The following is a 25,771-nucleotide window of genomic DNA, read 5'->3' on the forward strand; positions in this document are numbered from 1 at the left end:
GTCGAGGGCGACCACGCGGGTCTCGCCCTCCCCGTAGACCTTGTTCAGGCCGGTGGCGCGGGCGGCCGCCCGGCCGGTGCGGACGGCGGTTGCGGACATCGTCACGAGCGTCTCCTGGGGAATGCGAGGGGAGTGCGAGGCAAGGCGGAAGCAGAATCGGATGATCGTCTTCCTGTCCATTCTCGCAATCGGCCCGCGCCCGGAAGGTCGCTCCCGGGTACGGGCTCCCCCCGCCGACCCGGCGGTCCGGCGGGGGCTCGTCTCCTCCTCGGGTATGACAGCGGCTCCTCTGCCGGTCGCAGGAGCGGCCCGGCCCCGGTGGCAGGGGCCGCCCCGGCCCCGGCTACTCGACCGCGACGCCCCAGCGCACCGCGAGACCGGCCAGACCGCCCGGCACCGGTGTCCCGCCCGGCGTGAACCGCCAGCCGCCGCCGTGCCGTTGGAAGGAACCGACGACCATCGCGCTCTCCGGCACCCCGCCGGTGGCCGCCGCCCAGTGCGCCGGGCCTTCCGCGTCCGGACCGAACGCGCCGGTCAGGGCCAGACCGTGCACGTAGCCGAGCGGCAGGGCCGGCGACTCCTCCTCCTCGGTGGACACCGCCACCACCACCTCGTCCACCGCCGGGGCCAGCCGGGCGGTGTCCAGGGTGAGTTCGGCCCGGCGGAGCGGCTCGCCCGGCACCGAGCGGGTGGGGTGCAGCCGGACGGCGCCGTCCGGGTCCTGCGGATTGTTGAAGAACACGAAGTGCTCGTCGTCCAGCACCCGCCCGCTCGCGCAGAGGAACGCCGAGACGTCCAGTTCGACCGGGTCGCCGCCGGCCGTGCGGCTGCCCCAGGAGAGGGTCACGGTGCTGGTCGCGCCCGTGGTGCCCGCCGCGGCTCCGTCGGCCGCGGCTCCGTCGGCCGTGGGGCCGCCGTTCCCGTCACCGCCCGAGCTGTTCCCCCCGTTCCTGCTCGCGCCGCCGCCGTTGGCGCCGCCGCCCGCGGTCCGCTCCCCGAGCCGGCCGCGCAGGCCCTGCTCGGCCAGCAGCTCCACCAGCTCGGGACCGCTCACCAGCGTCAGCGGCTTGTTACGGATGTACTCGTACGAACCCGGTCCGAACCCGGCCGTGGTCACCAGGATCCCCTTGATCGCACCGTGGTGCCGGACCGTCGAGTCGAGGTCGCGCACCGCCGTGGGGGAGACCGTCGAACGGTAGCGCTTGGCCTGGATGACGATCCGTCCGCCGGTCACCGGATCGAGGTCCTCGGCGACCACGTCCACCCCGGCGTCCCCGCTGCGGGCCGTGGTCATCACCCGGAAACCGCGCAGCCGGAACAGCTCCGCGATCAGCTCCTCGAACTCGATCGGATCCATCTCGAAGAGGTCGGGGTCGTCCTCGCCGCCCTGCCCGGCCACACTGCCGCCGACCGTCTCCGGCAGCCGGTCCGGGCGCACCTCGTCCAGCCGCTCGGGACGCGCGGACAGCACCCCGCCCAGCCCCTGGAAGCACTCCACCGCCGCCACCCGGTCCAGCGTGAGACCGGCGAACTCGGCCCGGTCGACCGTCACCGTGGTCAGGAAGCGCTCCGCCTCCCGGCCGGTCGCCGGGTCGATGCCGCGGACGAAGCCGTTCAGCACCACCGAGGCCAGCAGCCCGTCCCCGTCCGCCCGGTACAGCTCGGTGACCACCCGCAGCGCGCTCTGCGCCAGCACCTCCCGGTAGAGCGCCTTGCGCTCGGTCGCCGGGCGGGCCACCTCGGCCTCCCGGTCGTCCGTCCTCACGTACCGCACCCGGCCGGTCGCCGGGACCACGTCCGGGCCGGGCAGCTCCCAGTTCACCACCAGCTGGCGGCTGCCCGCCTCCCAGGCCGCCACCAGCCGGTGCGGGAAGCCCTCCGGCCAGCCCGCCGAGGCGTACAGCACGGCGGAGAAGTACTCCTGCACCGCCTCCGCCTCGCCGGACCGCAGCCGGCGCAGCGACTCCTCGGTCCGGGCGGCGCGCTCCTCGTCCTCGCGGCGGAACCGGGCCACCCACTCCAGGTACTGCCCGTGGTACTCGCCCAGCCGCCGCTGCCGCTCCGCCTCGGCGGCCTGCGCCGCGTACCAGTCGTGCTCGAACCGGGCCCGCGCCTGCGCCACGTACTGCTCGTACTGCTGCCGCACCCCCGGGTTTCGGGCCTGCGCCTGGTCCGGCGGCGGTACCTGGTAGTGCGCCTGGTCCGGCATCGGCACCGGCTCGCCCAGCCGTCCCGGCTCGAACGGCGGCACCGGGCGCGGGGCCAGCAGGCTCTGCGCCCGGAACGCCGGACGGTCCAGACCGGCCGTCAGCAGACCCCGCAACTCCTCCACCCGGCCGTCGAGTTCGGCCGTCCGCCGGGCGGCCTCGGCCTCCCGGGACTGCTGGTACGCCCGCTGTGCCTCCCGCTCGGTGCGGGCCGCCGCCTTCTGCGCCTCGCGCTGCTCGCGCTCCCACCGGCGCTGCTCGGCGGCCTGGGCGCGCCAGCGCGCCTCCTCTCGGCGCTGCTCCTGCCGCTGCGCCTCCGCCCAGACCGCCAGCACCCCGTTGTTCCGCCGCCCCGCCACGTCCACCCCTTCGCTCCGCGCCGCTCCGGCCCGGCGCCCGCCTCCCGGCCGCGCCACCGCCCGCGCCCGCCACAATAGAACGTGCACCGGGGGAGCGCGCAAAGGGCCTGCGACCTGCGGTGTCGGCCGGGGTGAGCGGCGCCGGGAGGAGATGAGCGGGCGTCAGGCCATGCCGGGCACGTCCGCGTACCAGCGCCACCCGGTGCGGCGCGGGCGGCCGGGGAGGGTGCGGCGGCCGGTCGCCCACAGCAGGGTCGGCCAGGCACCGGCCGGGTCGGGGCGGACGTCCGGGAACAGCCGGGCCAGGGTGCGGGCGCAGACCTCGGCCGGCGGCTCCCAGGGCAGGCCGAGTCCCTCGGCCACGTCGTGCAGGTGCACCAGGGTCTCCACCAGGCTCATCGCGACGAACCCGGCCGGGTCGGCCAGCCCCCAGGGGTGGAAGGCCCGGACCTCCGGCCCCCTGGTGCGGGCGATCGAGACCATCAGTCCGCCGCTCGCGGCCAGCACCTCCAGCAGTGCGGCCGGTCCGTCCTCCCGTTCGGCGAACACGAAGTTGTTCGGCCCGCCGGGGAACGGGCGCCGGGCGACGAAGGGCACGTAGCGGTCGCGCGGCGGCTCGTCCGGGCCGAGCTGGGCCGCGTAGGCCAGCAGGTCGTCCGCCAGGTGTTCGACGGTGCTCCAGCAGTCCCAGTCGACGCCGCCGGCCGGCCGGGACCAGTCGGTGCCGGCGGGGGCGGCGCGCAGGGTGTCGGCGGCGAGCCGCAGCACGAGGGCCAGGTCGTCGGGGGTCACGGGGCCGGGCGGGCCGGGCTCGGTCGCGGCGTCGGTGGTGATCATGCCGTGACGCTATCCGGCCGCCCGGGGCCGGTCGAGCGGCCGGGGCGGGTCGCTGTCGGTGCCACCGGGTAGCCTCGACAGCTCGGGCGGCACGGGCGAGGTAACGGGTGAGCGGGACGGACGGGTGGGTCTCCACCGGGCTGGCGTGGCGGGACGGCCGGGCGGTGCTCAGCGCCGTCCACGGCCGCCGCACCCACGAGCGCGAGGTGGTGCCCGGTGCCGAGGTCGGCTGGCGGCTGGGCGGGCCGCGCCGCTGCATCGGGGCGCTGCTGGCCGGGCGGGACGAGCGCACGCCCTGCCCGCACCGGGCCGGGATCGCGCCGGACGGCGGCGCCGTGCAGTGCCCGCCCTGCCAGAGCGTGGACCGGGGCCTGGCGCTGGCCCGGGACCAGATCCTCGACGACGGCCGCACCTACCGGCTCTATCTCGCCTGGTTCGGCGAGGGCCTGCTGAAGGTCGGCCTGACCGCCGAGCAGCGCGGCACCAGCCGACTGCTCGAACAGGGCGCGCTGGCCTGGACCTTCGCCGCCCGGGGGGCGCTGCCCGCCGTCCGCCGGGCCGAACTCACCGTCTCCGCCGCCGGATTGGCCCGCGAGCGGTTCAAGGTCCGGGCCAAGGTGGAGCACTGGTGGCAGCACGGCGACGCCGCCCACCGCCGGGCCGTGCTGACCGACGCCCGGGCCCGTGCGCACGAGCTGCTGCACGGCCACGACGTGGAACTGCTGCCCGGCCACCCGGTGGTCGACCAGGTCGGGCTGTTCGGCCTGACCGGCGGCGCCCCCGACGCCTACCACGCGGTCGAGGGCCTGGCGGACGGCGCGGTCGTGGCCGGGCGGCTGCGCGCGCCGATCGGCCGGCACCTGCTGCTCGACCGGCCGGACGGCGGTCCGCCGCTGCTCCTGGACACCCGTCTGCTGACCGGCTGGACGCTCGTCCCGGCGCCCGGCCGCCCGCCGTCCGGGCTGGTACTGGTGCCCAGGGCGCGGCCCGAGCCTCCGGACACCCAGGAGGCGCTGTTCTGAGCCCCGGTCGACGGCCCTGCCGCTGGTCCTTGCTCGGCCCTCGCTCGGTCCTCGCTCTTCGGCCGGCGGCGGTGCCCGCTACCCGAGCTTGCCGCGCACCGCACCCGGCCCGGAGCGGGCCCGACGCGACACCGGCGGCCGCGACGGCCGGACGTCCGGCCGCCCGCCCGCCGTCTCCTCCGGGGTGCCGCCGGTACGGGCGTTCCCGGCCCGCGCGGCCTTGGCCGTGGCCAGGGCGACCCGTGCCAGCAGGGGGTCCTCCCGGACCCCCGCCGCCCGCTTCGCCGTCTGGCAGTGGGTGCACCAGACCGGCGAGGCCGGCCCGTCGGGGTACACCATCGCCTCCGGCGGCAGGTAGTGGCTACCGCACTCGACGCATTCGAAGACCAGCCTCATCCGACGATCACCGTCCCGGATCCGTGGCACCGACCGCATGGCGACCAGAAAGTGTGGATCTTCGGCACCATGCTCCCTTCCTCGTCCAGTTCGACCGTGGCTTCGGTCTTCTGGGTCCCCCCGGACCCGCCGCACCCGGAGCAGGACTGAACCTCGGGCATATGCATTCCTCCTCGGCGCGGGGACCACGGTAGCGCGAAATCCGAGGAGCCAGTAACGATCCTGACGAACGGTCGAAGAAGCGGGGCGCGCACGAGCACCACGCGCGCCCCGCTTCGGCCTTGACGGGCCGGCCTCGCGGACCGGCCCGGGAGTCAGCGACCCCCGCGCAGCGAACCGCGCAGGAACTCGCGGTTCATCGCGGCGATGCTCGGCAGCGGGATGCCCTTGGGGCACGCCGTCGCGCACTCACCGGTGTTGGTGCAGCCGCCGAAGCCCTCGGCGTCCATCGCCTCCACCATGTTCATCACCCGGGAGGCGCGTTCGGGCGCGCCCTGCGGCAGCACGTTCAGGTGGACCACCTTGGCGGAGGTGAACAGCATCGCCGAACCGTTCGGGCAGGCCGCCACGCACGCCCCGCAGCCGATGCACTCGGCGTGCTCGAACGCGGTGTCGGCGGCCTCCTTGGGAACGGGCGTGGCGTGGGCGTCGGGCGCGCTGCCGGTCGGGGCGGTGATGTACCCGCCGGCGCCGATGATCCGGTCGAAGGCGGACCGGTCCACCACCAGGTCCTTGACCACCGGGAACGCCGCCGCCCGCCACGGTTCGACGTCGATGGTGTCGCCGTCCTCGAAGTGCCGCATGTGCAACTGGCAGGTGGTGGTGCGCTCGGGGCCGTGCGCCCGGCCGTTGATGACCATGCCGCAGGCGCCGCAGATCCCCTCGCGGCAGTCGTGGTCGAAGGCGACGGGTGCGTCGCCGCGCAGGATCAGCTCCTCGTTGAGGGTGTCCAGCATCTCCAGGAAGGACATGTCGGGGCTGATCCCGCCGACCTGGTAGGTGGTCATCGAGCCGGGCGTGTCGGGGCCCGCCTGGCGCCAGATCCTGAGGGTGAGGTTCACGCGTAGCTCCGCTGGGTGGGGTGGACGTACTCGAAGTCGAGGTGCTCCCGGTGCAGCACGGGCGCCCGGCCGGTGCCGGTGAACTCCCAGGCGGCGGCGTAGGAGAACTCCTCGTCCCGGCGGGCCGCCTCGCCCTCCGGGGTCTGGCTCTCGGTGCGGAAGTGGCCGCCGCAGGACTCCGCGCGGTGCAGCGCGTCCAGGCACATCAGCTCGGCCAGCTCGAAGTAGTCGACCAGCCGGTTGGCCTTCTCCAGCGCCTGGTTGAGCTCCTGACCGCTGCCGGGCACCTTGATCCGGCGCCAGAACTCGTCCCGCAGCGCGGGGATCCGCTCCAGCGCCCGGCGCAGTCCGGCCTCGTCGCGGGCCATCCCGCACTCGTCCCAGAGCAGTTCGCCGAGCTCGCGGTGGAAGGAGTCGGGCGTGCGGTCGCCGTCCACCGCGAGGATCAGGTTCAGCCGGTCGGCGACCTCGGCCTCGACCGAGGCGATCTCCTCGTGGTCGGCCGGGACGGCGGGCAGCTGCTCGCGGGCCAGGTAGTCGTTGAGCACCGGCGGCAGCACGAAGTAGCCGTCCGCGAGGCCCTGCATCAGCGCGCTCGCGCCGAGCCGGTTGGCTCCGTGGTCGGAGAAGTTGGCCTCGCCGATCGCGAACAGGCCCGGCACGGTGGTCTGCAGGTCGTAGTCGACCCAGAGTCCGCCCATCGTGTAGTGGATCGCCGGGTAGATCCGCATCGGCACCCGGTACGGGTCCTCGGCGGTGATCCGCTCGTACATCTCGAACAGGTTGCCGTACTTGGCCTCCACCGCGTCCCGGCCCAGCCGGCGGACCGCGTCGGCGAAGTCCAGGTAGACGCCCTGCCCGCCGGGCCCCACGCCGCGGCCCTCGTCGCAGACGTTCTTGGCGGCCCGGGAGGCGATGTCGCGCGGCACCAGGTTGCCGAAGGCCGGGTAGATCCGCTCCAGGTAGTAGTCCCGCTCCTGCTCCGGGATCTCGGCCGGCGGCCGGGTGTCGCCCTTGGCCTTCGGCACCCAGATCCGCCCGTCGTTGCGCAGCGACTCGCTCATCAGCGTCAGCTTGGACTGGTGGTCGCCGGAGCGCGGGATGCAGGTCGGGTGGATCTGGGTGAAGCACGGGTTGGCGAAGTACGCGCCGCGCCGGTGCGCCCGCCAGATCGCGGTGGCGTTGGAGTTCTTGGCGTTGGTGGAGAGGTAGAAGACGTTGCCGTAGCCGCCGGAGGCGAGCACCACGGCGTCGGCGGTGTAGGTGGAGACCTCGCCGGTGACCAGGTCGCGCGCGACGATCCCGCGCGCCCGGCCGTCGACCACCAGCAGGTCGAGCATCTCGGTGCGGGCGTGCAGCTCCACGTTGCCGGCCGCGATCTGCCGGGACAGCGCCTGGTAGGCGCCGAGCAGCAGCTGCTGGCCGGTCTGGCCGCGCGCGTAGAAGGTCCGGGAGACCTGGACGCCGCCGAACGAGCGGGTGTCCAGCAGGCCGCCGTACTCGCGGGCGAACGGCACGCCCTGGGCCACGCACTGGTCGATGATCTCCACCGACACCTGGGCCAGCCGGTGCACATTGGACTCGCGGGCGCGGAAGTCGCCGCCCTTGACGGTGTCGTAGAACAGCCGGCGGACGGAGTCGCCGTCGTTGCGGTAGTTCTTGGCGGCGTTGATGCCGCCCTGGGCGGCGATCGAGTGGGCCCGCCGGGGCGAGTCCTGGAAGCAGAACTGCACCACGTGGTAGCCCTGTTCGGCGAGGGTGGCGCCGGCCGCGCCGCCCGCCAGGCCGGTGCCGACCACGATCACGGTGTGCTTGCGGCGGTTCGCCGGATTGACCAGCTTGGCCTCGAACCGCCGCTGGTCCCAGCGCTGTTCGATCGGCCCCTGCGGGGAGCGGGTGTCGGCGACCGGCTCGCCGACGGTGTAGTCCGGGTACACGTTTCGCTCCGGGGACGCGTTCACTTCACCACTCCGGTCATCACGGCGACGGGGACGGACAGGAAGCCGGCGGTCAGCAGCAGCGCCAGCCCGTTGGCGGTCAGCTTCAGCGCCCGGTCCCGGCGGGCGTTGTTGGCGCCGAGGGTCTGCGCGGCGCTCCAGAACCCGTGCCGGACGTGCAGGCCGACGGCGAGCATCGCCACGATGTAGATCACGCAGGAGTACCAGTTGCCGAAGGAGGCCACGATGTTCTGGTACGGCCTGCCGTGCTCGGCGGCGGGGTTCACGGTGAGCGTGGTCAGGTCGAGGATGTGCCAGACGATGAACAGCGCCAGGATCACCCCGCCCCAGCGCATCGTCCGGGTCGCGTAGCTCGCCCGCCGCCGCTGGTGGGCGTACTTGCCCGGCCGGGCGGCGAGGTCCCGCCGGCTCAGCTGGAACGCGGCCACGCCGTGCAGCACGACGGCGGCCAGCAGGCCCACCCGGGCGATCCACAGGAACCACTCGTGACCGAGGAACGGCTGCCCGATCGTACGCAGCCAGGCCGCGTAGCCGTTGATGTCGTCCGGGCCGAAGAAGACCTTGAGGTTGCCCAGCATGTGCGCGACCAGGTACAGCAGCATCGCCAGTCCGCTGACGGCCATGACCGCCTTCTTGCCGACGGTCGACCGCCAGAGGGTCGCCAGGGTGGACGGATGCCGGGCCGTCCGGGACGCGGTTGTCATGGCATCAACGGTAGGGACGGCGGTCAGGGTGAGTCCAAGACATGATGCGGCTCACGACGATAGGCCGTGCCTATGCTGGGAGCTGTGCAACTCCAGCAGCTCCGGTACTTCCTCGCCGTCGCCGAAACCCGCCACTTCACCCGCGCGGCCGAGGCGGAACACGTCGCCCAGCCGTCCCTCTCGCAACAGATCCGCGCCCTGGAACGTGAGTTGGGCGCCGAGCTGTTCCACCGCACCCGGGGCAACATCGCCCTCACCGATGCCGGGGACGCCCTGCTGCCGCTCGCCCGGCGCATCCTCGCCGACACCGAGAGCGCTCGGCTCGCCGTGCAGGAGACCGTCCAGCTGCGTCGCGGCCGGGTACGGCTGGGGGCGCCGCCGAGCCTGTGCACCAGCCTGGTGCCGGACGTCCTGCGGGTGTTCCGCGACCGGTACCCGGGGGTGGCGCTGGTGGTGCGGGAGGGCGGCTCGCGCGACCTGGTGCGCTCCCTGGCGGCCGGGGAGCTGGACCTCGCGCTGGTCATCACCCCGCCCAGCGGCGCGGCCGTCCCGGCCCTGGCCGTCACCGAGCTGCTGCACGAGGAACTGGTGCTGGTGACCGCCGAACCGGGGACCCGCCGCACGGTCCGGGTGGCCGAGCTCCGCAAGCGGCCGCTGGTGATGTTCCGGGAGGGCTACGACCTGCGGGAGGCGACGCTGACGGCCTGCCGGGCGGCGGGATTCGAGCCCGAGTTCGCGGTGGAGGGCGGGGAGATGGACGCGGTGCTGGGCTTCGTCCGGGCCGGGCTCGGGCCCGCCGTGCTGCCCGGGATGGTCGCCGACCGCTCGGGTCTCGCCGTGGCCCACTTCGCCGGTCCGGGCCTCGGCCGCACCATCGCCGTCGCGCACGGCCACGAGGTGCCGCCGACCCGGGCGGCGGAGGCGCTGCGGGCGACCCTGCTGGCGCACCTGCGCGACGCGGCCCGCACCGGCGGACTGCCCCCGGGCACCACCCTGCTGCTCGACTGAACGCGCCCCGCCGCACACCCGTACGCGCCCCCGCGCGCCCGTTCGCACGCAGGGACGATTGGCTCGGTGTGCGAAGCACCCGAATCGTGATCCACGGCTGCCGCGGGCCCGGAACCCGCTGTTCACCGGCCGCGTCCCAGCCAGCGCCGGCGGTGCCGTAAGGTGCGTCGCCGCAGAGCCGAGCGGGCCGTGGACGGGGAGAGCACGAAGCGATGGACGACCGGAAGCAGCAGGAGCACAGACCGGCCGGGGGCCGTACGACCCCCACCGCGGGGACCACCCCGGAGCCCGCCGACGAGCGGCCCTGGGAACTCCCCGAATACCTCCACGAGCGCGAGCTCGGCGCCGGCGCGAGCGGCCGGGTGGTGCTCGCCCGGCACCGGGCGACCGGTACGCCGGTGGCGGTCAAGTACCTGCACAGCGCGGCCGGCACCGCCACGCTCCGGGCCGAGGCCGAAGTCCTGGCCGGACTCGACTCCCCGCACGTCACCCGGCTCTACGAGTACGTCGAGGGCGAGCGCGGCGCGGCCATCGTGATGGAGCTGGTGGACGGCATCGCCCTGCGCGATCTGCTCCGCGCGGAGGGCGCCACCACCCCCGAGGCGGCCCTGGTGGTGCTGAAGGGCTCGCTGCTCGGTCTGGCCGCCGCGCACGGCGCCGGGGTGGTGCACCGGGACTACAAGCCCGCCAACGTCCTGGTGGACACCGCCGGGACGTCCAAGCTGGTGGACTTCGGGATCGCGGTGCCGAGCGGGGACGAGCGGGACGTCTCCGGCACCCCCGCCTACATGCCCCCCGAGCAGTGGGCCGGCCGCCCCGCCTCCCCGGCGGGCGACGTCTACGCCGCGACCGTCACCTTCTTCGAGTGCCTGACCGGCGCCCGCCCCTACGGCGGCACGACCTTCGCCGAACTCGCGGTCCAGCACACCGAGGCCCCGATCCCGGCCGAGCTGACGCCGGACCCGGTGCGCCCGCTGATCCTCTCCGGCCTCGCCAAGGACCCCGGGGAGCGCCCCGACAGCGCGACCGCGCTGCTGGTCGAGCTGGAGGCGGTCGCGGCGGCCGGGTACGGACCGGGGTGGGAGGAGAAGGGGCGGCTCGACCTGACGGCGCTGGTCGCCCTGCTCGCGCTGCTGCTGCCCGGTGCCGGTGCCGGCGGCGCGGCCGGTGGCACCTCGCTGGCGCACACCGCCCTGGGCGGCGGGTCCTCGGCACTGGACTCCTCCGCCGGAGGGGCACCGGCCTCGGGCCCGGCGGCGCTGCCGTCCTCGGGCGGGGGAGCGGCGGCCGGGGCGGCGCCGGCCGTCGTCGTCCGGGAGACGCTGATACGCCGGGCGGCCCGCACCGGCACTCGGGGCAAGGCACTCACCGGCGTCGCCGTCGGAGCGCTGGCCCTCGCCACCCTGGCCGGGATGGCCATCGCCGGGGCCGTGGACGGCGACTCCCGCACGGTCGTCGGGGGAGTCGCCCCCGAGGCGACCACCAGCATCGGCCCGTTCGACCCGGCCGGTGCCGCGTCGCCCGTCGCCCCCTCCACCGCGACCGAGGCCCCGGGCACCCCGAGCCCCGAGGCGTCCGACCCCTCGGCGACACCCGCGCCGGACGCGTCCACCGCCGGCGCTCCCACCACGGGCGCGCCGTCCCCCGGCGCGTCCGTCACCGGCCCGGGCGGCAGGAGCACCGGTCCCACCGCCGCACCGACCGGCCGGACCTCCCCGGGGACGCCGCCCGGCTCCGGTGCCCCGACCACCGCCCGGCCGCCGCTGCCGCCGGGCACCGCCGCCCCGTCCTCGGGCCCGGCCGCGCCCGGGAGCGTCCCGCCGCCTCCCGGCCCGCCCGTGACGCCCCCCTCCACCGGGCCCGTCGTCACCCCCTCGACGGCGACGCCCGCCGGTCCCGCCACCACGCCGCCGGTCCCGACCGTGACGGCGCTGCCGACCCGGACGGTCGCCCCGACCATCGCGGTGAGTTCGGTGAACCTGGACTCGCTGACCTGCGCCGGGCGCTGGAGCACCACCGCGACGGTCACCGTGGTCGCCCAGGGCGCGGCCACCGGCTCGCTGACGCTGACCTGGTTCCACACCCTGGGCGAGCGGACCGTGGACGTCGCGACCGACACCGTGGCCGTGCACGACGGCCGTGCCACGGTGAGCCGGACGCACGACTTCACCTCGGCGGACACCTACCCGACCTGGGGGGTGCGGATCGCCACCGCCCCGGCGGCGGCGAAGCCGGGGACGACCTCGAACACGGTCCCGGCCTACCTCTGCGACCCGCCGCGCTGAGCCGCGCGTCCCGTCCCGTCCCGTCCCGCCTCGCACCAACCCGCACCGACCCGCACCACCTGCCCGGATCCGAACGCCCCGTCCCGCTCACTGGAGGAGCCATGTCCACGCCCCGACCCGATTCCGACCCGGCCCCGGCCACGGCCCCGGTGCCGGTCGCGGACGTGGAGGGCGACGCCGACCGGACCGTCCGCCCCGCCCCCGTCGGGGACGCCGGTCCGGAGACCGTCCGACTCGGGTCCGGGTCCGGGGCGGCCGTCGACCGGTCGGCCGCCGACGGTCCGGACGCCGAGGACACCGTCCGGATCGACCCGGAGGAGGCCGTGAGCGCGACGTTCCTGGATCCGGGGGTCTGGGGTGGTGCGGGGGAGACGGTGGAGGCGGTCACGCTGGTGGACACCCCGGCGCACGGCACCGCCGCCCCGGCGGGAGAGGACGCCACGGAGACCGTCCGACTCGACCCGGCCACCGGCGGTCCCGAGCACGTGGCCACGGTCCGGGTGGATCCGGAGGAGGCCGTGAGCGCGACGTTCCTGGATCCGGGGGCGTGGGGTGGTGCGGGGGAGACGGTGGAGGCGGTCACGCTGGTCGACACCCCGGCGCACGGCACCGCCGCCCCGGCCGGGGGCGACCCCGCCCTCACGGTGACGGCCCCGGCCGGGCGGCCCTCGGTCGTGGCAGTCCCGGGCCCGCCGCCGGCCGACCTGGCCCCGGCCGTGGCCGACACGGCGGCCACCGTGACCGTCCCCGCCGCCCCCGCACCGACCGCCGCCACGCCACCGCCCGGACCGCCGCCCGCACCGGGAGCGACTCCGGCGGCCCCTGCGGCCCCTGCGGCCCCGGCCTCCTCGGTGTCGGCCGAGCCCTCCCGCTCGTCCGGAGCGGCAGCAGCGTCCGCCTCCGCCTCCTCCGGCAGCGCGGACGAACGCCCCCTCGCCCCCGGTGAGTTGCGCCGCTTCGGCCCCGGCGTCCCGCCGCAGGCCGCCGCCGTCTGGCACGGCGCGGCCGTCCCCGTAACCGAGCCGCCCCGCCGTCGCCGGGTGTGGCGTTGGCTGCTCCCGTTGGTGCTGCTGCTGGCCGTGCCGGCACTGCTGTTCTGGCGCTTCTCCACGCCGGCCCTCGCGGTCACCGGGGTGGGCGTGAGCACCGACCCGGCGGGCCCCGGCTGCGACTCGGTGGCGGTGGTCAAGGCCGAGGTGGAGACCAACGGCGGCGCGGGCACCCTCCGTTACCGCTGGCTGCGCAGCGACGGCACCACCTCCGGCGAGATCGACCAGGAGATCGGCTCCGGCGCCCACCGCACCGAACTGGTCCTGCGCTGGAGCTTCGAGGGCCGGGGCACGCTCGCGGCCACCGCGACCCTGGAGATCCTCGCCCCCGGCTCCCGTACCGCCGCGGTCTCCTTCCCCTACCACTGCGCCTGACCGGCCGGAACGGAACGCCGGAGGGCCCGGGGCGGTTGCCCCGGGCCCTCCGTGCGGGCGGCGCGCGTCAGGCGGTCGGCAGCACGGCCTCGATCGCGGCGACGACCTCGTCCGACTCCGGCTCGGTGCGCGGGCGGATCCGGGCCGCCACGGTGCCGTCCGGCGACACCAGGAACTTCTCGAAGTTCCAGGAGACGTCCCCGGCCTGGCCCTCGGCGTCGGCGGTCTCGGTCAGCCGCGCGTACAGCGGGTGCCGGTCGTCGCCGTTCACATCGGTCTTCTCGAACAGCGGGAAGCTCACGCCGTAGGTGGTCGAGCAGAAGGTCTGGATCTCGTCGGCGCTGCCCGGCTCCTGCCCGGCGAACTGGTTCGACGGGAAGCCCAGCACGGTGAAGCCGCGCTCGGCGTAGCGCTCCTGGAGCCGCTCCAGGCCCGCGTACTGCGGGGTCAGGCCGCACTTGGAGGCGACGTTGACGATCAGCAGCGCCTTGCCCTTGTAGTCGGCCAGCGAGGCGGCCTCGCCGGCCAGCGTGCGCAGCGGGATGTCGTACAGGCTCACGGTTGGTCCCCTTCGGAGGGCGTCGGTCGGTGTCGGGCGGACCCGTGGGGAACGGTAGCCGGTCCCGCCTGGTCAACCACCATCGGCGGGCGGGTGTTCCGGGAACGGTGACCGGTTCCGACCGGGCCCGCAGGATTCGGTGTCGTAGGTGTCGTAGGTGTCGTAGGTGTCGTGGGTCTCGTCGCCGCTGCCGGTCGGTCCCGGAGCTCGGGACGGAACCGTGTTCCGCAGCTGGGCGACAGGTCGGAAATTTCAGATGATCATGTGGTTTGATGTCCGCTGTTGATCTTCAAGTGAAGAGCGGAACGGGGGACCACGGTGGGTGGACGGAAGCGGTACGGGCGGAGTTTCGCGTGGGCGGGGGCGATCGCCGCGCTCACGCTGGGGGTGGCCGCGTGCGGTTCCGACGGCGGCGGCGCCGGGTCGGCGATCCAGGCCAAGGTGGTGCTGTCCGAGCCGGACCAGGTGCGTGACGCGCTGCCCAGCGAGACCTCGCTCCCCGCGGGCTGGAAGCGCTCCTCCGGGGCGAAGCCGCCGCAGGCCGTCACCCAGGCCGACGCGTCCGCCACCTGCCGCAAGAAGCTGAAGGCCGACTGCCTCGGTCTCCAGCTCGGCGGCAACGTCCGGTACAAGTCGGTGTCCAGCACCGCCAACGACATCCGGCTCACCCTGCTGACCTTCGACAGGGCGGAGAACGCCGGACCGGTCTTCGAGGCCCTGGTGGCCTCGTTCGCGGAGGACGAGGGCGCCGCGCGCAAGGTGAACGTGAAGACCGGCGCCGAACAGTCGCAGGCCTTCGAGAAGGACGTCGACAAGGACGGCGACTCCGGCGAGGCCGCGACCGAGGTCCTCGCCGGGACGATGGTGATGCGGATCGGCGCCGTCGTCTCCCTGATCGAGCTGGACGAGGACGATCGCGACCACAGGACGCTGAAGCAGTTCGCGGACCTCCAGGCGGAGCGGGTCAAGCGGGTCCAGCGGGGTCAGCCGGCCGAGGGCTGACCCCGGTCCCCGGCCGGCTGCCGGGTGTCCCGGAGCTGTTCGGCGATCGAGGCGAAGTCCGCGCTCAGCCAGCGTTCCGGCCGCATCCGCACGGTGACGTCCGCCGTCAGCTGTCCGGCGGTGGCCACCAGGTACGCCTCGGCGGTGCCGGGCGGCAGGTAGCGGTGGGCGAGGGCGGCGCGCTCGGCCGGGTCGACCCCGTCCTCGATCGCCACCACCGGACCGCTCACGCTCACGTACCGACAGGGTGTCTCCTCCTGCTGCGCGCAGAGCGTGAACCGCCGGGCCGCGCGGATCCGGCGGACCTTGGCCGACTCCCGCCCGGTCAGCACGGAGACCAGGCCACCGGGTCGGTAGGAGTACCAGATCGGCACCGCGAGCGGGGCCTCGTCCGGCCCCGCTCCGGCGACGGACAGGACGCCGACGTGCACGCCGGCCAGGAAGCGCTCGCACGCGGCGCGGGTCATCGAGAAGGACACGGTGGGAACTCCCGGGGCAGCCGGTCCGCGCGCGGATTCGCGCCCGGGCGTTCCCCGGTACGTACCCGTACGACCCGGGGGCCGAACACGCCGGACCGCCGTCCGGCCGCCGTCCGGGGGCCGGACCGCCGCCCGGCCCCCGGACGGCGGCCCCCTCGTGACTCCGCGAGGTCAGGCCGTCAGCGGGCGGATCGCCGTCGGCGCGTGCTCCGGGAGGGTGGCGACCTCCTCCCACTCCATCACCTTGTCGATGTCGGCCGCGCCCATCGAGATGTTGGTGACCCGCTCCAGGATCGCCTCGACCACGACCGGCACCCGGAACTCGGCGGCCAGCTTCTTGGCCTCCTCGAAGGCCGGCAGCAGCCCCTCCGGCTCGGTGACGCGGATCGCCTTGCAGCCCAGGCCCTCGGCGACCCGGACGTGGTCGACGCCGTAGACGCCCAGCTCCGGCGCGTTGATGTTCTCGAACTCCAGCTTGACCTGGAAGTCGATGTCGAAGTTGCGCTGCGCCTGCCGGATCAGGCCCAGGTAGGAGTTGTTGACCAGCACGTGGACGTACGGGATCCGGTGCTGCGCCCCGACCGCCAGCTCCTCGATCATGAACTGGAAGTCGTAGTCGCCGGAGAGCGCCACGACCTGGCCCTCGGGGTCGGCCGTCGCGACACCGAGCGCGGCCGGGATGGTCCAGCCGAGCGGCCCGGCCTGGCCGCAGTTGATCCAGTGCCGGGGCTTGTAGACGTGCAGCAGCTGCGCGCCGGCGATCTGGGAGAGGCCGATGGTGGTGACGTAGCGGGTCTCCGGGCCGAAGGCCTTGTTCATCTCCTCGTAGACGCGCTGCGGCTTGAGCGGCACGTTGTCGAAGTGGGTGCGGCGCTGGAGCAGGGCCCGGCGCTCCTGGGTGGACGCGGCCCACTCGGTGCGGTCCTTGAGGGTGCCGGCGGCCTTCAGCTCCCGGGCGACCTCGACGAAGAGCTCCAGCGCGGCGCCGGCGTCGGAGGCGATGCCGAGCGCGGGTGCGAAGATCTTGCCGATCTGGGTGGGCTCGATGTCGACGTGCACGAAGGTGCGGCCCTCGGTGTAGACGTCCAGGCCGCCGGTGTGGCGGTTGGCCCAGCGGTTGCCGATGCCGAGCACGAAGTCGGAGGCGAGGAAGTTCTCGTTGCCGTACCGGTGCGAGGTCTGCAGGCCGACCATGCCGGCGTTCAGCGGGTGGTCGTCCGGGACGATGCCCCAGCCCATCAGCGTCGGCACCACCGGGACACCGGTCAGCTCGGCGAACTCGAGCAGCAGTGCGGCGGCGTCGGCGTTGATCACGCCGCCGCCGGCCACGATCAGCGGCCGCTCGGACTGCTGGAGCAGCGCGATCGCCTTCTCGATCTGGATCCGGTTGGCGGTGGGCTTGTAGACCGGCAGCGGCTGGTAGGCCTCCGGGTCGAAGTCGATCTCGGTGAGCTGGACGTCGATCGGCAGGTCGACGAGGACCGGGCCGGGGCGGCCCGAGCGCATCAGGTGGAACGCCTGCTGGATCACACCGGGGACCTGCGCGGCCTCCAGCACGGTGGTGGCGGCCTTGGTGACCGGCTTGGCGATCGAGGCGATGTCGACGGCCTGGAAGTCCTCCTTGTGGAGGCGGGCGACCGGGGCCTGGCCGGTGATGCACAGGATCGGGATCGAGTCGGCGATGGCCGAGTAGAGCCCGGTGATCATGTCGGTGCCGGCCGGCCCCGAGGTGCCGATGCAGACGCCGATGTTGCCCGCGGCGGCGCGGGTGTAGCCCTCGGCCATGTGCGAGGCGCCCTCGACGTGGCGGGCCAGCGTGTGCCGGATGCCGCCGGAGGCCTTGAGGGCGGCGTAGAAGGGGTTGATGGCCGCGCCCGGCACGCCGAAGGCGACATCGACGCCTTCGAGCTTGAGGATCTCCACGGCCGCGCGGGCGGCTGTCATTCGGGGCATCGGGTCTCTCCTGCGTCGGCCCGCAGTGGGTCGGAGGGCTCATCTCCAGAATTCCACCATACGGAAGAACGGTTTCTGTATGTGGAATTAAAGTAGGACGGAGGTCGCCGGGGCGTCAAGGGGGCTTTCAACAGAATGTGGAACGCGAGGGAGCGGGGAATCGGCCGGTCATCCGCTCGACCGGCGAACGGGTGTACCCGGCGGGAGTCCGGATTCCGGCCCGTCCGTGGATGTGGCGTGCCGCCGGAGTGGAAGGACTGTGTGCGAGGTTGGCCGGCGCCGGGGAGCTGGGTACCGTCGGTCCCACGCCGGGCCCGTCATGGTTGCCATGTTCAACAAGGGGGCGCGGCAAGGGGGTCACGGGGGGCCCGAGGGTCCGGACCGTCTGGGGAGGAGCGGGGGAGCTCCGGTCGCCGGTCCCGTCCAGCACACTCGTCGCGCCGGCCGTCCCGGTCCGCGCGTTCCGGTCCGGGCGTCCCGGCCACCGTGATCGTCGTCGCCGCCGGGCCCCGCCGTCGCCACAGCACCGCGCCACGCCACAGCACCGCGCCATCGCCGCACCGCCGCCACCCGCAGCACACCGCAGCAACGCACCCGCAGCCGATGCGTCGCCCGCGACGCGCCGCCCCGCCGGGTGCGCGGAAGGAAGCTCCTGATGCCTCGACGATGTGCCCTGCCCACCTGTCCCGCCGCCGCCCTCCGCCTCTTCATCCGTTCCGCCGTCCCGACCTGTCCCGCCGTCGCCCGTCGCCTCCCCGTCGCCCCTGCCGCTCCGGTCGCCGTCCGGGCGGTGCGCCGGTGAACGGTCTGCCCCGACGGCGGAAGAGCCCGCCCACCGCCCACCGTCCCGGCTCCCGTCCTCGGCGCGGCCCGGTCGCCGTGCTGCGCGCCGTGCCCTGGCGGTACGACCTCCCCGCCTCCCTGGTGGTCTTCCTGGTCGCCCTCCCGCTGTGCGTCGGTGTCGCCGTCGCCTCGGGCGTGCCCGCCGAACTCGGCCTGGTCACCGGCATCGTCGGCGGTCTGCTGGTCGGAGCGCTGCCCGGCAGCAGTCTCCAGGTCAGCGGCCCGGCCGCCGGTCTGACCGTGCTCGTCCACGAAGCCCTCCAGGAGTACGGCGCGGGCGCCCTCGGCGTCCTGGTGCTGCTCACCGGCCTGCTCCAACTCGCCATGGGCGCGATGCGGTTGGGCCGCTGGTTCCGCGCCATGTCGGCGTCCGTGGTGCACGGCATGCTGGCCGGCATCGGCCTCACCCTGCTGTTCGGCCAGCTCTACGCGCTCGCCGACCGCCGGGCCCCGGGCACCGGACCGGAGAAGATCGCCGGTCTGCCCGCGCTGCTGCGCGACGTCGTCACCGGCGCCGCCGACCGCGGCGCCCTGGCGCTCGGGGCCGCCACGCTGCTGGTGCTGGTCGCCTGGAAGTACCTGCCGCCCCGGCTCGCCCGGGCCGTGCCGGGCCCGCTGGCCGCGGTCGGCCTGGCCGCCGCCGTCACCGCGCTGTTCGACCTGCCGGTGGCCCGGGTCGAGGTGGCCGGGCTGCTCGACGTCCTCCAGCTGCCCGACCGGGCCGCGCTCGGCGCCCTGGCCACCACGGCCGGAGTCGGCACCGTCCTCGCCTTCACCCTGATCGCCTCCGCCGAGACGCTGTTCAGCGCGGCCGCCGTCGACCGGATGCACCACGGCCCGCGCACCGACTACGACCGCGAACTCACCGCCCAGGGCATCGGCAACGCCCTCTGCGGGCTGCTCGGCGCGCTGCCGATGACCGCGGTGATCGTCCGCAGCGCGACCAACGTCCAGGCCGGGGCCCGCACCAAGGCCTCGCGCGTCCTGCACGGCGGCTGGCTGCTGCTCTTCACGGCCCTGGTTCCGGGCGTGCTGGGCCTGGTCCCGCTGACCGCGCTGGCCGCCGTCCTGGTGCACGCGGGTGCCAAGCTGGTCCCGGTCCGGCGGATCGCCGCGCTCTGCCGCGAACACCGGGGGGAGGCGGTGGTGCTGGCCGTGACCGCCGTCTCGATCATCACCACCGACCTGTTCGAGGGCGTCCTGATCGGCATCGGCCTGGCCGTCGCCAAGTCGGCCTGGCAGACCTCCCACCTGCAGATCGGCGTCGAGGAGCGCCCCGCCGCGCCCGGTACGGACGAAGCCCCGCTGCGGGTCCGGCTGAGCGGCAACGCCACCTTCCTGCGGCTGCCCCGGCTGCTCGACACCCTCGAACGGCTCCCCGCGGACCGTCCGGTCGAGCTCGACTGGTCCGGGCTGCGCCACCTGGACCACGCCTGCACCGTGGCGCTGACCACCTGGGCGGCCCAGCACCGCGCCCGCAGTACGGCCCCGCTGGCGGTCGACCCGCCGCTGCCGACGGTGGTCTGAGCGGGCTCGTTAGGCTGGCCGTCGGACGGCGGCCGGGGGCCCGACCTCGGCCTCGGGCCCGGCGTTGGTCCCGGGCCCGACCTCGGCCTCGGGCCCGGCGTTGGTCCCGGGCCCGACCTCGGCCTCGGGGCCGTCCGGGACTCGTGGGAGGAGACAGAGCCGTGATCGCTGCCTTTTCGGTCACCCCGCTGGGGGTCGGCGAGGACGTGGGGGAGGCGGTTGCCGCCGCCGTCCGGGTGGTCCGCGCGAGCGGGCTGCCGAACCGTACGGACGCGATGTTCACCAGCGTCGAGGGGGAGTGGGACGAGGTGATGCCGGTGATCCGGGAGGCGATCGAGGCGGTGAAGGCCTACAGCAACCGGGTCAGCACCGTCATCAAGATCGACGACCGCGCCGGGGTGACCGACGGACTGACCAGCAAGGTCGCCACCGTGGAGCGCCACCTCGCCGAGGGCTGAGGCTCGAGGCCAGCCCGCCCCTCCCCGGGGCGGGCCGACCACCCTGTCTCGACTTTCTTGACCGATCGATCTGGAATCGACTATCTTTCAGCTATGGCAAGAACCAAGGAATTCGACCCGGACGCGGCGCTCCAGTCAGCTCTCGAGCTGTTCTGGCGGCGTGGTTACGAGGCCACCTCGATGGCCGAACTGGTCGAGCACCTGGGGATCGCCCGGGCCAGCATCTACGCCACCTTCGGCAGCAAGCGCGAGCTCTACCTGAGGGCGCTGGAGCGGTACGGCCAGCAGCAGCAGCCGGTGCTGCTGGCCGAGCTGTCGCAGCCGGGCCCGGTCCTGCCGGCCGTCCGGGCACTGGTCCGCCGGTTCGCCGACGAGTCCGCCGCCGACGGCGGGGACGGTCCGCAGCGGGGCTGTTTCGTCACCAATACGGCGGTCGAACTGGCCCCGCACGACCAGGGCGCCGCCCGCCGGGTGGAGTCCAACCTGCTCCATCTGGAGACGGTGCTCGCCACGGCCCTGGTCCGCGCCCGGGCCCAGGGCGAACTGCGCGAGGGGCGCGACCCGCAGGCGCTGGCCCGGATGCTGCTGGTGCTGTTCCAGGGCATGCGGGTGATCGGCAAGGCCGGCGAGGGCGCGGCCCGGCTGCGCGACGCGGCGGACCAGGCCCTCACCCTGCTCGACTGACCGCCCCCCGGCCGCTCGCGGCTTTCGTTCCGTCCCTTTCCTCCCTCCTTCTTCATGTCCTTATTCTGAACCGAACGGTCAATTTAGACCTCGATCGAGGAGTACCTCCATGTCCCGCAGCACCACCCGCTTCGCCGGCAAGTCCGTCCTGGTCACCGGTGGCGGCAGCGGCATCGGCCGAGCCGTGGCCCTCGCCTTCGCCCGGGAGGGCGCCCGGGTCGCCGTCGCCGGTCGTACCGCCGGCGCCCTGGCCGAGACCGTCGCACTGATCGAGCGGGAGGGCGGCACGGCCGTCGCCCTGGTCGGCTCCGTGTCCGACTCCGCGGACGCGGCCCGCCTGGTCCGGGAGACCGTGGAACACCTGGGAGCCCTGGACGTCGCCGTCAACAACGCCGGCGTGCTCGGCGGCATAGCCCCGATCGCCGACGTGGCGGAGGAGGAGTGGCGGCGCGTCATCGACATCAACCTCAACGGCACCTGGTACGCGATGAAGCACCAGATCGCCCACCAGCGTGCCAATGGCGGCGGAGCGATCGTCAACATCGCCTCGAACCTCGGCACCCACATGCGACTGGAGAACCTCGGCGCCTACGCCGTCTCCAAGGCGGCCGTGGCCACCCTGACCCGGAGCGCCGCCCGCGACCACATCGCCGACGGCGTACGGATCAACATGGTCAGCCCGGGCCCGGTCGACACCACCATGTCCTCCCGTCCCGGCGAGAACGCCTCCGACAAGGCGGACCGGATGAAGGGCGACGTCCCGGTCGGCCGGGCCGGCGCCGTGGAGGAAGTCGCGGCCGCCGTCCTGCACCTCGCCTCCGCGGAGTCGGCGTTCACCGTCGGCGCCGACCTCGTCCTCGACGGCGGCATCACCGCCTGACCGCGCCCGGCGGTGCCGGCCCCGTCGACGACCTCAGGCCGACAGCGCCCCGGTCTCGCTCCCGTACCCACCCTCGCTCTCGCCCTCGACCGGAAGCGCGGCCGCGGTGGCCAGCTCGTCCAGCGAGAGCCCGAGCGCGTAGGCCAGGGCCACGACGGTGAAGAACGACGGGGTCGGCGCCCGCCCGGTCTCGATCTTGCGCAGCGTCTCGGCCGACACCCCGGCCGCCGCCGCCACCTCGACCATGCTGCGTCCGCCGCGCGCCTCGCGCAGCAGCACACCGAAGCGCTCGCCGCGCTCGCGTTCCCCGGGGGTCAGCGGAGTCCTCACCATGCCCCCGATGGTAGGCCACCCGTCCGGCCCGCTCGACCGTGATACAAATACCGGTATAAGAATTGGAGCTAGGCCCGGAGGGGTCCCATGGTGGAGTTCAAGTCGGAGGCGGCGCTGGCCGCGATGCGCGAGTCGGGGCGGGTGGTCGCCACCGCCCTGGCCGAGGTCGAGCGGGCCGCCGGGGTGGGGGTGAGCCTGCGCGAACTCGACGAGGTGGCCCGGGAGGTCCTGCGGAAGGCGGGGGCCACCTCCCCCTTCCTCGGCTACCGCCCGGCCTTCGCTCCGGTGCCCTTCCCGGCCGTGATCTGCGCCTCCGTCAACGACGCCGTCGTGCACGGCATCCCGACCGGCTACCGGCTGCGCGACGGCGACCTCGTCAGCATCGACTGCGGCGCCCTGCTCGACGGCTGGGCCGGCGACGCCGCCGTCAGCTTCACCGTCGGCCCGCCGCGCCCCGAGGACCAGCGGCTGATCGACACCGCCCGCCGCGCCCTGGCGGCCGGCATCGCCGCCGCCGTCGTCGGCAACCGCACCGGCGACATCGCCCACGCCATCGGCACCGTCGCCCGCACCGCCGGCTACGGCCTCCTCGACGGCTACGGCGGCCACGGCATCGGCCGCCGCATGCACGAGGACCCCCACCTCCCCAACGAGGGCCGCCCCGGCCGCGGCTTCCCCCTGAAGCCGGGCCTGGTCCTCGCCGTCGAACCGATGCTCATCGCCGGCGGCACCGACACCCACACCACCGACCCCGACGGCTGGACCCTCCGCACCACCGACGGCACCCGCGCCGCCCACGTCGAACACACCGTCGCCATCACCGAAACCGGCCCCCGCATCCTCACCCTCCCCTGACCCCGCTACCGGTCGGTTCGTGTTCGGAAGCTTGTCCATGTGTGACCCGGTTCGCGGTGTGACCTCGGCCACTAGGGGTCCGAAAGGATATTGTCGATCTACCGACAGTCCCCTGTGGCAGTGATGCAAATTCTAACGTCGGAAAATCAAAGTCTGACAGTACGCGTCTTGATGCAATGGACAGCACGCTGACTTTCGAGAATCGAGTGAAGGCTGAGGTGAATGGCGGCCATCCGGTGATCAATCAATTGTCGTTGATGCTTCGGATCTCGACCGCGGGGGGTGATGTTGTTGATTGGGGCGAAGTCGAGGGTGTTACAGGCCTGCGGCTCCCGGCCGACTATCGTGACTTCGTGGCGTTGTGTGGAGGGGGTGAACTGAATGAGTATCTTGCGTTCCGCACCCCCCCTGTCGATGGGTCGCCCGTGGGTAACCTACTGGATGGACTCGACTTCGATCCGAGGGAGGAATATCGATCGAGCCATGAATTGGGTTTGATGGATCCGTCGGAGATGAGGCTTTTGCCGTTCGCTGCCACGGCAAATGGGGACGTCGCATTCTGGGTCTGCGAATCAATTGACCCCGAAGCTTGGGAAGTCGCTACCTTCAAGCGGCAGGCGCGTTTCGGGGTCGGTCCCTGGAAAAGATTCGAGATGGGGTTCGGAAGGTTTCTTGTCGGCCTTCTTGATGGAACATTGCCGAATCCCTTCAGTGATAGCTCCTGGAATGTCCCCCCTCATACTTATCGGAACTGGAGAGATTTCTGACTCGGAAATTTGGGTTCGGCCCGCATCGGAAGGTGCGGGCCGGCGCCCTGTTTTTCTGGGTCGCCTGGGCTCCGGCGGTCCTTTTGTTGCAGGGTTGCGTCTCGATGCTGGTGCGCGGCAAAGCACTTGCCTATTTGATCCAAGTCCTGTGTCGAGTGAATGTATTTGTTGAAATTCCTGCACATTTCGTACTCGCTCCCCAGATTCAGCTTTGTCGATTGGTTGGGGTCCTATGTCCGTGGGGTCCGCCCGCCGCGGGCTCGGCAGTGGAGTTCGGTCCCGGTCGGTCCGGTCCCGGGTGGAGTCCGGGACCACCGGGTGGGTGGTGGGGACCTTGGACTCTGGGTGGAGCTGGAGCGGGATGGGGAGGGTTGGGGGTGCGGGCGGGCGTGGGTTCGTCCTGATCGGGTGTGCGGAGGCGGTTGTGAGCGGATTCGTCGTGGTCGGGGTGGATGGGTCGCCGGAGAGTCTGGCGGCGCTGGACTGGGCCGCGGAGGAGGCGGCCGGGCGGGGTACGGGGCTGCGGGTGGTGCTGGCCTGGCCGAGTGTGGTGACGCCGCTGTCGGTGCTGGGGGCGGTGGATCTGGCGCACCGGCAGGCCGAGGTGACGCTGCGCGAGGCGGAGCTGCGGGTGCGGGAGCGGTGGCCCGAGCTCGCGGTGACGGCGGTGCAGGTGCCGCACGATCCGGTGCGGGCGCTGGTCGAGGAGGCGCGGGAGGCGGCGACCCTGGTGCTCGGGTCGCGGGGGCTCGGGGCGGTGGCGGGGTTCCTGGTCGGGTCGGTGGGGCAGCGGGTGCTCGCCAGGTCGGACGTGCCGGTGGTGCTGGTGCGGGAGGCGCGGACGGAGGGCGGCGAGGTGGTGGTCGGCGTCGACCCCTACGAGGGCCCCGACGCGGTCCTCGGCCACGCCTTCGCGGCGGCCGAGCGGCGCGGGCTGCCGCTGCGGGCCGTGTATGCCTGGACGCTGCCGGTCTCCTACCAGTACGCGGGCATCGCGGCCAGCGTCGACGTGTCCGGCGCGATGCAGACCTTCGCCGAGACCGAGCTGGCGCGGGTGGTCCAGCCGTGGCGGGCGGAGCACCCCGGGGTGACAGTGGTCGAGGAGGTCCTGAACGCGCGCCCCGCCAAGGTGCTCGCGGAGCGGGCGGCGGCGGGCGCGGAGCTGGTGGTGGTCGGGCGGCGGGTCCGCCGGTCGCCGCTGGGTGCGCACCTCGGGTCGGTCGCGCACGCGGTGCTGCACCACGTGCCGTGCCCGATCGCGGTGGTGCCCTACGAGCGGAGCCAGGAGCGCACCCCCGACGAGACGCAGGAGGCGGGCGATGAGTGACCCGGTGCTGGTGGGGGTGGACGGTTCGGAGGCGAGCCTGGCCGCCGTGGATGTCGCGGTCCAGGAGGCGCGGCTGCGCGGCCGCGGCCTGCGGATCGTGCACGCCTTCATCTGGCCGCTGATGCACGTGCCCCTCGGCCCGGCCAAGGACGGACCGCCGGACGGCGGGCTGCGGCACCAGGCGGAGCGGGTGCTGGAGGACGCCCTCGCCAGGGCCCGGGCCCTGGACCCCGAGCTGGAGATCGGCGCCGAGCTGGTCACCGGCGAGCCGCTGACCGTGCTGGCCCACCTGTCCCGGGACGCCTGCCTGGTCGTGGTCGGCAGCCGTGGCCTCGGCCGGTTCGGGGCGCTGCTGATCGGTTCGGTGGCCGTGCACCTGGCCGCGCACGCCGCCTGCCCGGTGCTGATCGTCCGGGGCCGGCCCGAGCCGGACGGGCCGGTGCTGGTGGCGGTGGACGGAGCGGGGGTCGGCGCGGAGGCGCTGGACTTCGCCTTCGCGGAGGCCGCCGCCCGCGGGGTGCCGTTGACGGCGCTGCATGTGGCGCATCCGAGCGCGAGCCTCCCGGGACAGGAGGAGCGGGCGCTCGCCGAGGCGATCGCCGGCCGCCGGGACAAGTACCCGGACGTGGAGCTGCGCGCGGAACTGATCGAGGCCCACGCCCGCCCGGCGCTGATCGACGCGAGCCGGGCGGCCCAGCTGCTGGTGGTCGGCGCCCGGGGCCGGGGCGGGTTCGCGGGCATGCTGCTGGGGTCGACGAGCCAGGCGATGATCCAGCACGCGTTCTGCCCGGTGGTGGTGGTCCGGCACGAGGCGCAACTCGCGGAGGCCGGTTAGGGGAGGCG

24 protein-coding genes and 1 pseudogene are annotated in these 25,771 nt (G+C 74.0%); 14 read left to right on the forward strand and 11 right to left on the reverse strand.

What is annotated here, in order from left to right; genetic code table 11:
- The 3 genes and pseudogenes from ACIPYS_RS24530 to ACIPYS_RS24540 all read right to left on the reverse strand — a co-directional run.
- Positions 1 to 105: pseudogene (locus ACIPYS_RS24530) on the reverse strand (ABC transporter ATP-binding protein); the annotation flags it as partial.
- Between the two features lie 238 nt (positions 106 to 343).
- Positions 344 to 2,566 (reverse strand): restriction endonuclease, encoded by a 2,223-nt coding sequence (locus ACIPYS_RS24535; RefSeq protein WP_400749533.1) that lies wholly within the window; start codon positions 2,564 to 2,566, stop codon positions 344 to 346.
- Between the two features lie 162 nt (positions 2,567 to 2,728).
- Positions 2,729 to 3,403, reverse strand: coding sequence for a maleylpyruvate isomerase N-terminal domain-containing protein (locus ACIPYS_RS24540; protein WP_400749537.1), 675 nt, complete (start codon positions 3,401 to 3,403; stop codon positions 2,729 to 2,731).
- A gap of 107 nt (positions 3,404 to 3,510) precedes the next feature.
- On the opposite strand from ACIPYS_RS24540, the gene ACIPYS_RS24545 reads away from it, so the two are divergent.
- The gene (locus ACIPYS_RS24545) at positions 3,511 to 4,425 is read left to right on the forward strand and encodes a DUF2797 domain-containing protein (protein WP_093863532.1); all 915 of its coding nucleotides are present in this window, start codon (positions 3,511 to 3,513) and stop codon (positions 4,423 to 4,425) included.
- A 78-nt stretch (positions 4,426 to 4,503) separates the two neighbouring features.
- Here ACIPYS_RS24545 and ACIPYS_RS24550 read toward each other — a convergent pair whose 3' ends face one another.
- The 4 genes from ACIPYS_RS24550 to ACIPYS_RS24565 all read right to left on the reverse strand — a co-directional run bounded on the left by ACIPYS_RS24550 (position 4,504) and on the right by ACIPYS_RS24565 (position 8,544).
- Positions 4,504 to 4,821 carry a hypothetical protein gene (locus tag ACIPYS_RS24550; protein WP_093863533.1) on the reverse strand — a complete coding sequence of 106 codons (318 nt, stop codon included), beginning with the start codon at positions 4,819 to 4,821 and terminating at the stop codon, positions 4,504 to 4,506.
- Positions 4,822 to 5,135: 314 nt separating this feature from the next.
- Positions 5,136 to 5,882, reverse strand: a complete 747-nt coding sequence (locus ACIPYS_RS24555; RefSeq protein ID WP_093863534.1) for a succinate dehydrogenase/fumarate reductase iron-sulfur subunit — start codon at positions 5,880 to 5,882, stop codon at positions 5,136 to 5,138.
- Positions 5,879 to 7,843 (reverse strand): fumarate reductase/succinate dehydrogenase flavoprotein subunit, encoded by a 1,965-nt coding sequence (locus ACIPYS_RS24560; RefSeq protein WP_231978038.1) that lies wholly within the window; start codon positions 7,841 to 7,843, stop codon positions 5,879 to 5,881. Before ACIPYS_RS24560 ends, ACIPYS_RS24555 begins: the two co-directional genes overlap by 4 nt.
- Positions 7,840 to 8,544: a succinate dehydrogenase cytochrome b subunit gene (locus ACIPYS_RS24565; protein ID WP_093863536.1), complete on the reverse strand. Its 705-nt coding sequence runs from the start codon at positions 8,542 to 8,544 to the stop codon at positions 7,840 to 7,842. Before ACIPYS_RS24565 ends, ACIPYS_RS24560 begins: the two co-directional genes overlap by 4 nt.
- Positions 8,545 to 8,628: 84 nt before the next feature.
- Here ACIPYS_RS24565 and ACIPYS_RS24570 point away from each other — a divergent pair, with 84 nt between their 5' ends.
- The 3 genes from ACIPYS_RS24570 to ACIPYS_RS24580 all read left to right on the forward strand — a co-directional run bounded on the left by ACIPYS_RS24570 (position 8,629) and on the right by ACIPYS_RS24580 (position 13,261).
- Positions 8,629 to 9,552, forward strand: a complete 924-nt coding sequence (locus ACIPYS_RS24570) for a LysR family transcriptional regulator (RefSeq protein WP_093865364.1) — start codon at positions 8,629 to 8,631, stop codon at positions 9,550 to 9,552.
- Between the two features lie 212 nt (positions 9,553 to 9,764).
- Entirely contained in the window at positions 9,765 to 11,837 is a 2,073-nt protein-coding gene (locus ACIPYS_RS24575) for a protein kinase (RefSeq protein ID WP_400749544.1), read from the forward strand.
- Positions 11,838 to 11,938: 101 nt separating this feature from the next.
- Positions 11,939 to 13,261, forward strand: coding sequence for a hypothetical protein (locus tag ACIPYS_RS24580; protein WP_400749547.1), 1,323 nt, complete (start codon positions 11,939 to 11,941; stop codon positions 13,259 to 13,261).
- Positions 13,262 to 13,328: 67 nt separating this feature from the next.
- Here the strand turns inward: ACIPYS_RS24580 and ACIPYS_RS24585 are convergent, their stop codons facing one another.
- Positions 13,329 to 13,820, reverse strand: coding sequence for a glutathione peroxidase (locus tag ACIPYS_RS24585; protein ID WP_360015458.1), 492 nt, complete (start codon positions 13,818 to 13,820; stop codon positions 13,329 to 13,331).
- Between the two features lie 318 nt (positions 13,821 to 14,138).
- Between ACIPYS_RS24585 and ACIPYS_RS24590 the strand changes: the two genes are divergently transcribed.
- Positions 14,139 to 14,822 (forward strand): hypothetical protein, encoded by a 684-nt coding sequence (locus ACIPYS_RS24590; protein ID WP_400749551.1) that lies wholly within the window; start codon positions 14,139 to 14,141, stop codon positions 14,820 to 14,822.
- Here ACIPYS_RS24590 and ACIPYS_RS24595 read toward each other — a convergent pair.
- Both ACIPYS_RS24595 and gcl read right to left on the reverse strand, forming a co-directional pair.
- On the reverse strand, positions 14,804 to 15,301 hold the full coding sequence (locus ACIPYS_RS24595) for a pyridoxamine 5'-phosphate oxidase family protein (protein WP_400749554.1): 498 nt from the start codon (positions 15,299 to 15,301) through the stop codon (positions 14,804 to 14,806). The genes ACIPYS_RS24590 and ACIPYS_RS24595 overlap by 19 nt on opposite strands.
- A gap of 171 nt (positions 15,302 to 15,472) precedes the next feature.
- Positions 15,473 to 17,254, reverse strand: coding sequence for a glyoxylate carboligase (gcl, locus tag ACIPYS_RS24600; RefSeq protein WP_093863540.1), 1,782 nt, complete (start codon positions 17,252 to 17,254; stop codon positions 15,473 to 15,475).
- A gap of 655 nt (positions 17,255 to 17,909) precedes the next feature.
- Here gcl and ACIPYS_RS24605 point away from each other — a divergent pair.
- The 5 genes from ACIPYS_RS24605 to ACIPYS_RS24625 all read left to right on the forward strand — a co-directional run bounded on the left by ACIPYS_RS24605 (position 17,910) and on the right by ACIPYS_RS24625 (position 21,646).
- A complete protein-coding gene (locus ACIPYS_RS24605) occupies positions 17,910 to 18,056 on the forward strand; it encodes a hypothetical protein (protein WP_400749558.1) in 147 nt (48 codons plus the stop codon).
- Positions 18,057 to 18,133: 77 nt separating this feature from the next.
- Complete coding sequence (locus tag ACIPYS_RS24610; RefSeq protein ID WP_400749857.1) at positions 18,134 to 19,624, forward strand: SulP family inorganic anion transporter; 1,491 nt, start codon at positions 18,134 to 18,136, stop codon at positions 19,622 to 19,624.
- A gap of 161 nt (positions 19,625 to 19,785) precedes the next feature.
- Positions 19,786 to 20,082 (forward strand): MTH1187 family thiamine-binding protein, encoded by a 297-nt coding sequence (locus ACIPYS_RS24615; protein WP_093863542.1) that lies wholly within the window; start codon positions 19,786 to 19,788, stop codon positions 20,080 to 20,082.
- Between the two features lie 93 nt (positions 20,083 to 20,175).
- Positions 20,176 to 20,766 carry a TetR/AcrR family transcriptional regulator gene (locus ACIPYS_RS24620; RefSeq protein WP_400749562.1) on the forward strand — a complete coding sequence of 197 codons (591 nt, stop codon included), beginning with the start codon at positions 20,176 to 20,178 and terminating at the stop codon, positions 20,764 to 20,766.
- A gap of 109 nt (positions 20,767 to 20,875) precedes the next feature.
- Positions 20,876 to 21,646 (forward strand): SDR family NAD(P)-dependent oxidoreductase, encoded by a 771-nt coding sequence (locus ACIPYS_RS24625; protein WP_093863544.1) that lies wholly within the window; start codon positions 20,876 to 20,878, stop codon positions 21,644 to 21,646.
- A 33-nt stretch (positions 21,647 to 21,679) separates the two neighbouring features.
- Here the strand turns inward: ACIPYS_RS24625 and ACIPYS_RS24630 are convergent, their stop codons facing one another.
- Positions 21,680 to 21,979 (reverse strand): helix-turn-helix domain-containing protein, encoded by a 300-nt coding sequence (locus tag ACIPYS_RS24630; protein ID WP_093863545.1) that lies wholly within the window; start codon positions 21,977 to 21,979, stop codon positions 21,680 to 21,682.
- Positions 21,980 to 22,066: 87 nt separating this feature from the next.
- Here ACIPYS_RS24630 and map point away from each other — a divergent pair, with 87 nt between their 5' ends.
- The 4 genes from map to ACIPYS_RS24650 all read left to right on the forward strand — a co-directional run bounded on the left by map (position 22,067) and on the right by ACIPYS_RS24650 (position 25,763).
- The gene (map, locus tag ACIPYS_RS24635) at positions 22,067 to 22,834 is read left to right on the forward strand and encodes a type I methionyl aminopeptidase (RefSeq protein WP_093863546.1); all 768 of its coding nucleotides are present in this window, start codon (positions 22,067 to 22,069) and stop codon (positions 22,832 to 22,834) included.
- Positions 22,835 to 23,010: 176 nt separating this feature from the next.
- The gene (locus ACIPYS_RS24640; protein WP_400749568.1) at positions 23,011 to 23,601 is read left to right on the forward strand and encodes an SMI1/KNR4 family protein; all 591 of its coding nucleotides are present in this window, start codon (positions 23,011 to 23,013) and stop codon (positions 23,599 to 23,601) included.
- A gap of 424 nt (positions 23,602 to 24,025) precedes the next feature.
- Positions 24,026 to 24,928: a universal stress protein gene (locus tag ACIPYS_RS24645; protein ID WP_400749571.1), complete on the forward strand. Its 903-nt coding sequence runs from the start codon at positions 24,026 to 24,028 to the stop codon at positions 24,926 to 24,928.
- Positions 24,921 to 25,763 (forward strand): universal stress protein, encoded by an 843-nt coding sequence (locus tag ACIPYS_RS24650; RefSeq protein ID WP_400749574.1) that lies wholly within the window; start codon positions 24,921 to 24,923, stop codon positions 25,761 to 25,763. Before ACIPYS_RS24645 ends, ACIPYS_RS24650 begins: the two co-directional genes overlap by 8 nt.
- Positions 25,764 to 25,771: the final 8 nt, after the last annotated feature.

Origin of the sequence: Kitasatospora sp. NPDC089913 (assembly GCF_044748625.1) — a bacterium.
GTDB lineage: Bacteria > Actinomycetota > Actinomycetes > Streptomycetales > Streptomycetaceae > Kitasatospora.

Excerpts from the sequence above, each read along its gene's own strand:
- ACIPYS_RS24540 (WP_400749537.1), bottom strand. The coding sequence starts at position 3,403 with ATGATCACCACCGACGCCGCGACCGAGCCCGGCCCGCCCGGCCCCGTG.
- ACIPYS_RS24550 (WP_093863533.1), bottom strand. The coding sequence starts at position 4,821 with ATGAGGCTGGTCTTCGAATGCGTCGAGTGCGGTAGCCACTACCTGCCG.
- ACIPYS_RS24565 (WP_093863536.1), bottom strand. The coding sequence starts at position 8,544 with ATGACAACCGCGTCCCGGACGGCCCGGCATCCGTCCACCCTGGCGACC.
- ACIPYS_RS24575 (WP_400749544.1), top strand. The coding sequence starts at position 9,765 with ATGGACGACCGGAAGCAGCAGGAGCACAGACCGGCCGGGGGCCGTACG.
- ACIPYS_RS24580 (WP_400749547.1), top strand. The coding sequence starts at position 11,939 with ATGTCCACGCCCCGACCCGATTCCGACCCGGCCCCGGCCACGGCCCCG.
- gcl (WP_093863540.1), bottom strand. The coding sequence starts at position 17,254 with ATGCCCCGAATGACAGCCGCCCGCGCGGCCGTGGAGATCCTCAAGCTC.
- ACIPYS_RS24605 (WP_400749558.1), top strand. The coding sequence starts at position 17,910 with ATGCCTCGACGATGTGCCCTGCCCACCTGTCCCGCCGCCGCCCTCCGC.
- ACIPYS_RS24620 (WP_400749562.1), top strand. The coding sequence starts at position 20,176 with ATGGCAAGAACCAAGGAATTCGACCCGGACGCGGCGCTCCAGTCAGCT.
- ACIPYS_RS24625 (WP_093863544.1), top strand. The coding sequence starts at position 20,876 with ATGTCCCGCAGCACCACCCGCTTCGCCGGCAAGTCCGTCCTGGTCACC.
- ACIPYS_RS24630 (WP_093863545.1), bottom strand. The coding sequence starts at position 21,979 with ATGGTGAGGACTCCGCTGACCCCCGGGGAACGCGAGCGCGGCGAGCGC.
- map (WP_093863546.1), top strand. The coding sequence starts at position 22,067 with ATGGTGGAGTTCAAGTCGGAGGCGGCGCTGGCCGCGATGCGCGAGTCG.
- ACIPYS_RS24640 (WP_400749568.1), top strand. The coding sequence starts at position 23,011 with ATGGACAGCACGCTGACTTTCGAGAATCGAGTGAAGGCTGAGGTGAAT.
- ACIPYS_RS24650 (WP_400749574.1), top strand. The coding sequence starts at position 24,921 with ATGAGTGACCCGGTGCTGGTGGGGGTGGACGGTTCGGAGGCGAGCCTG.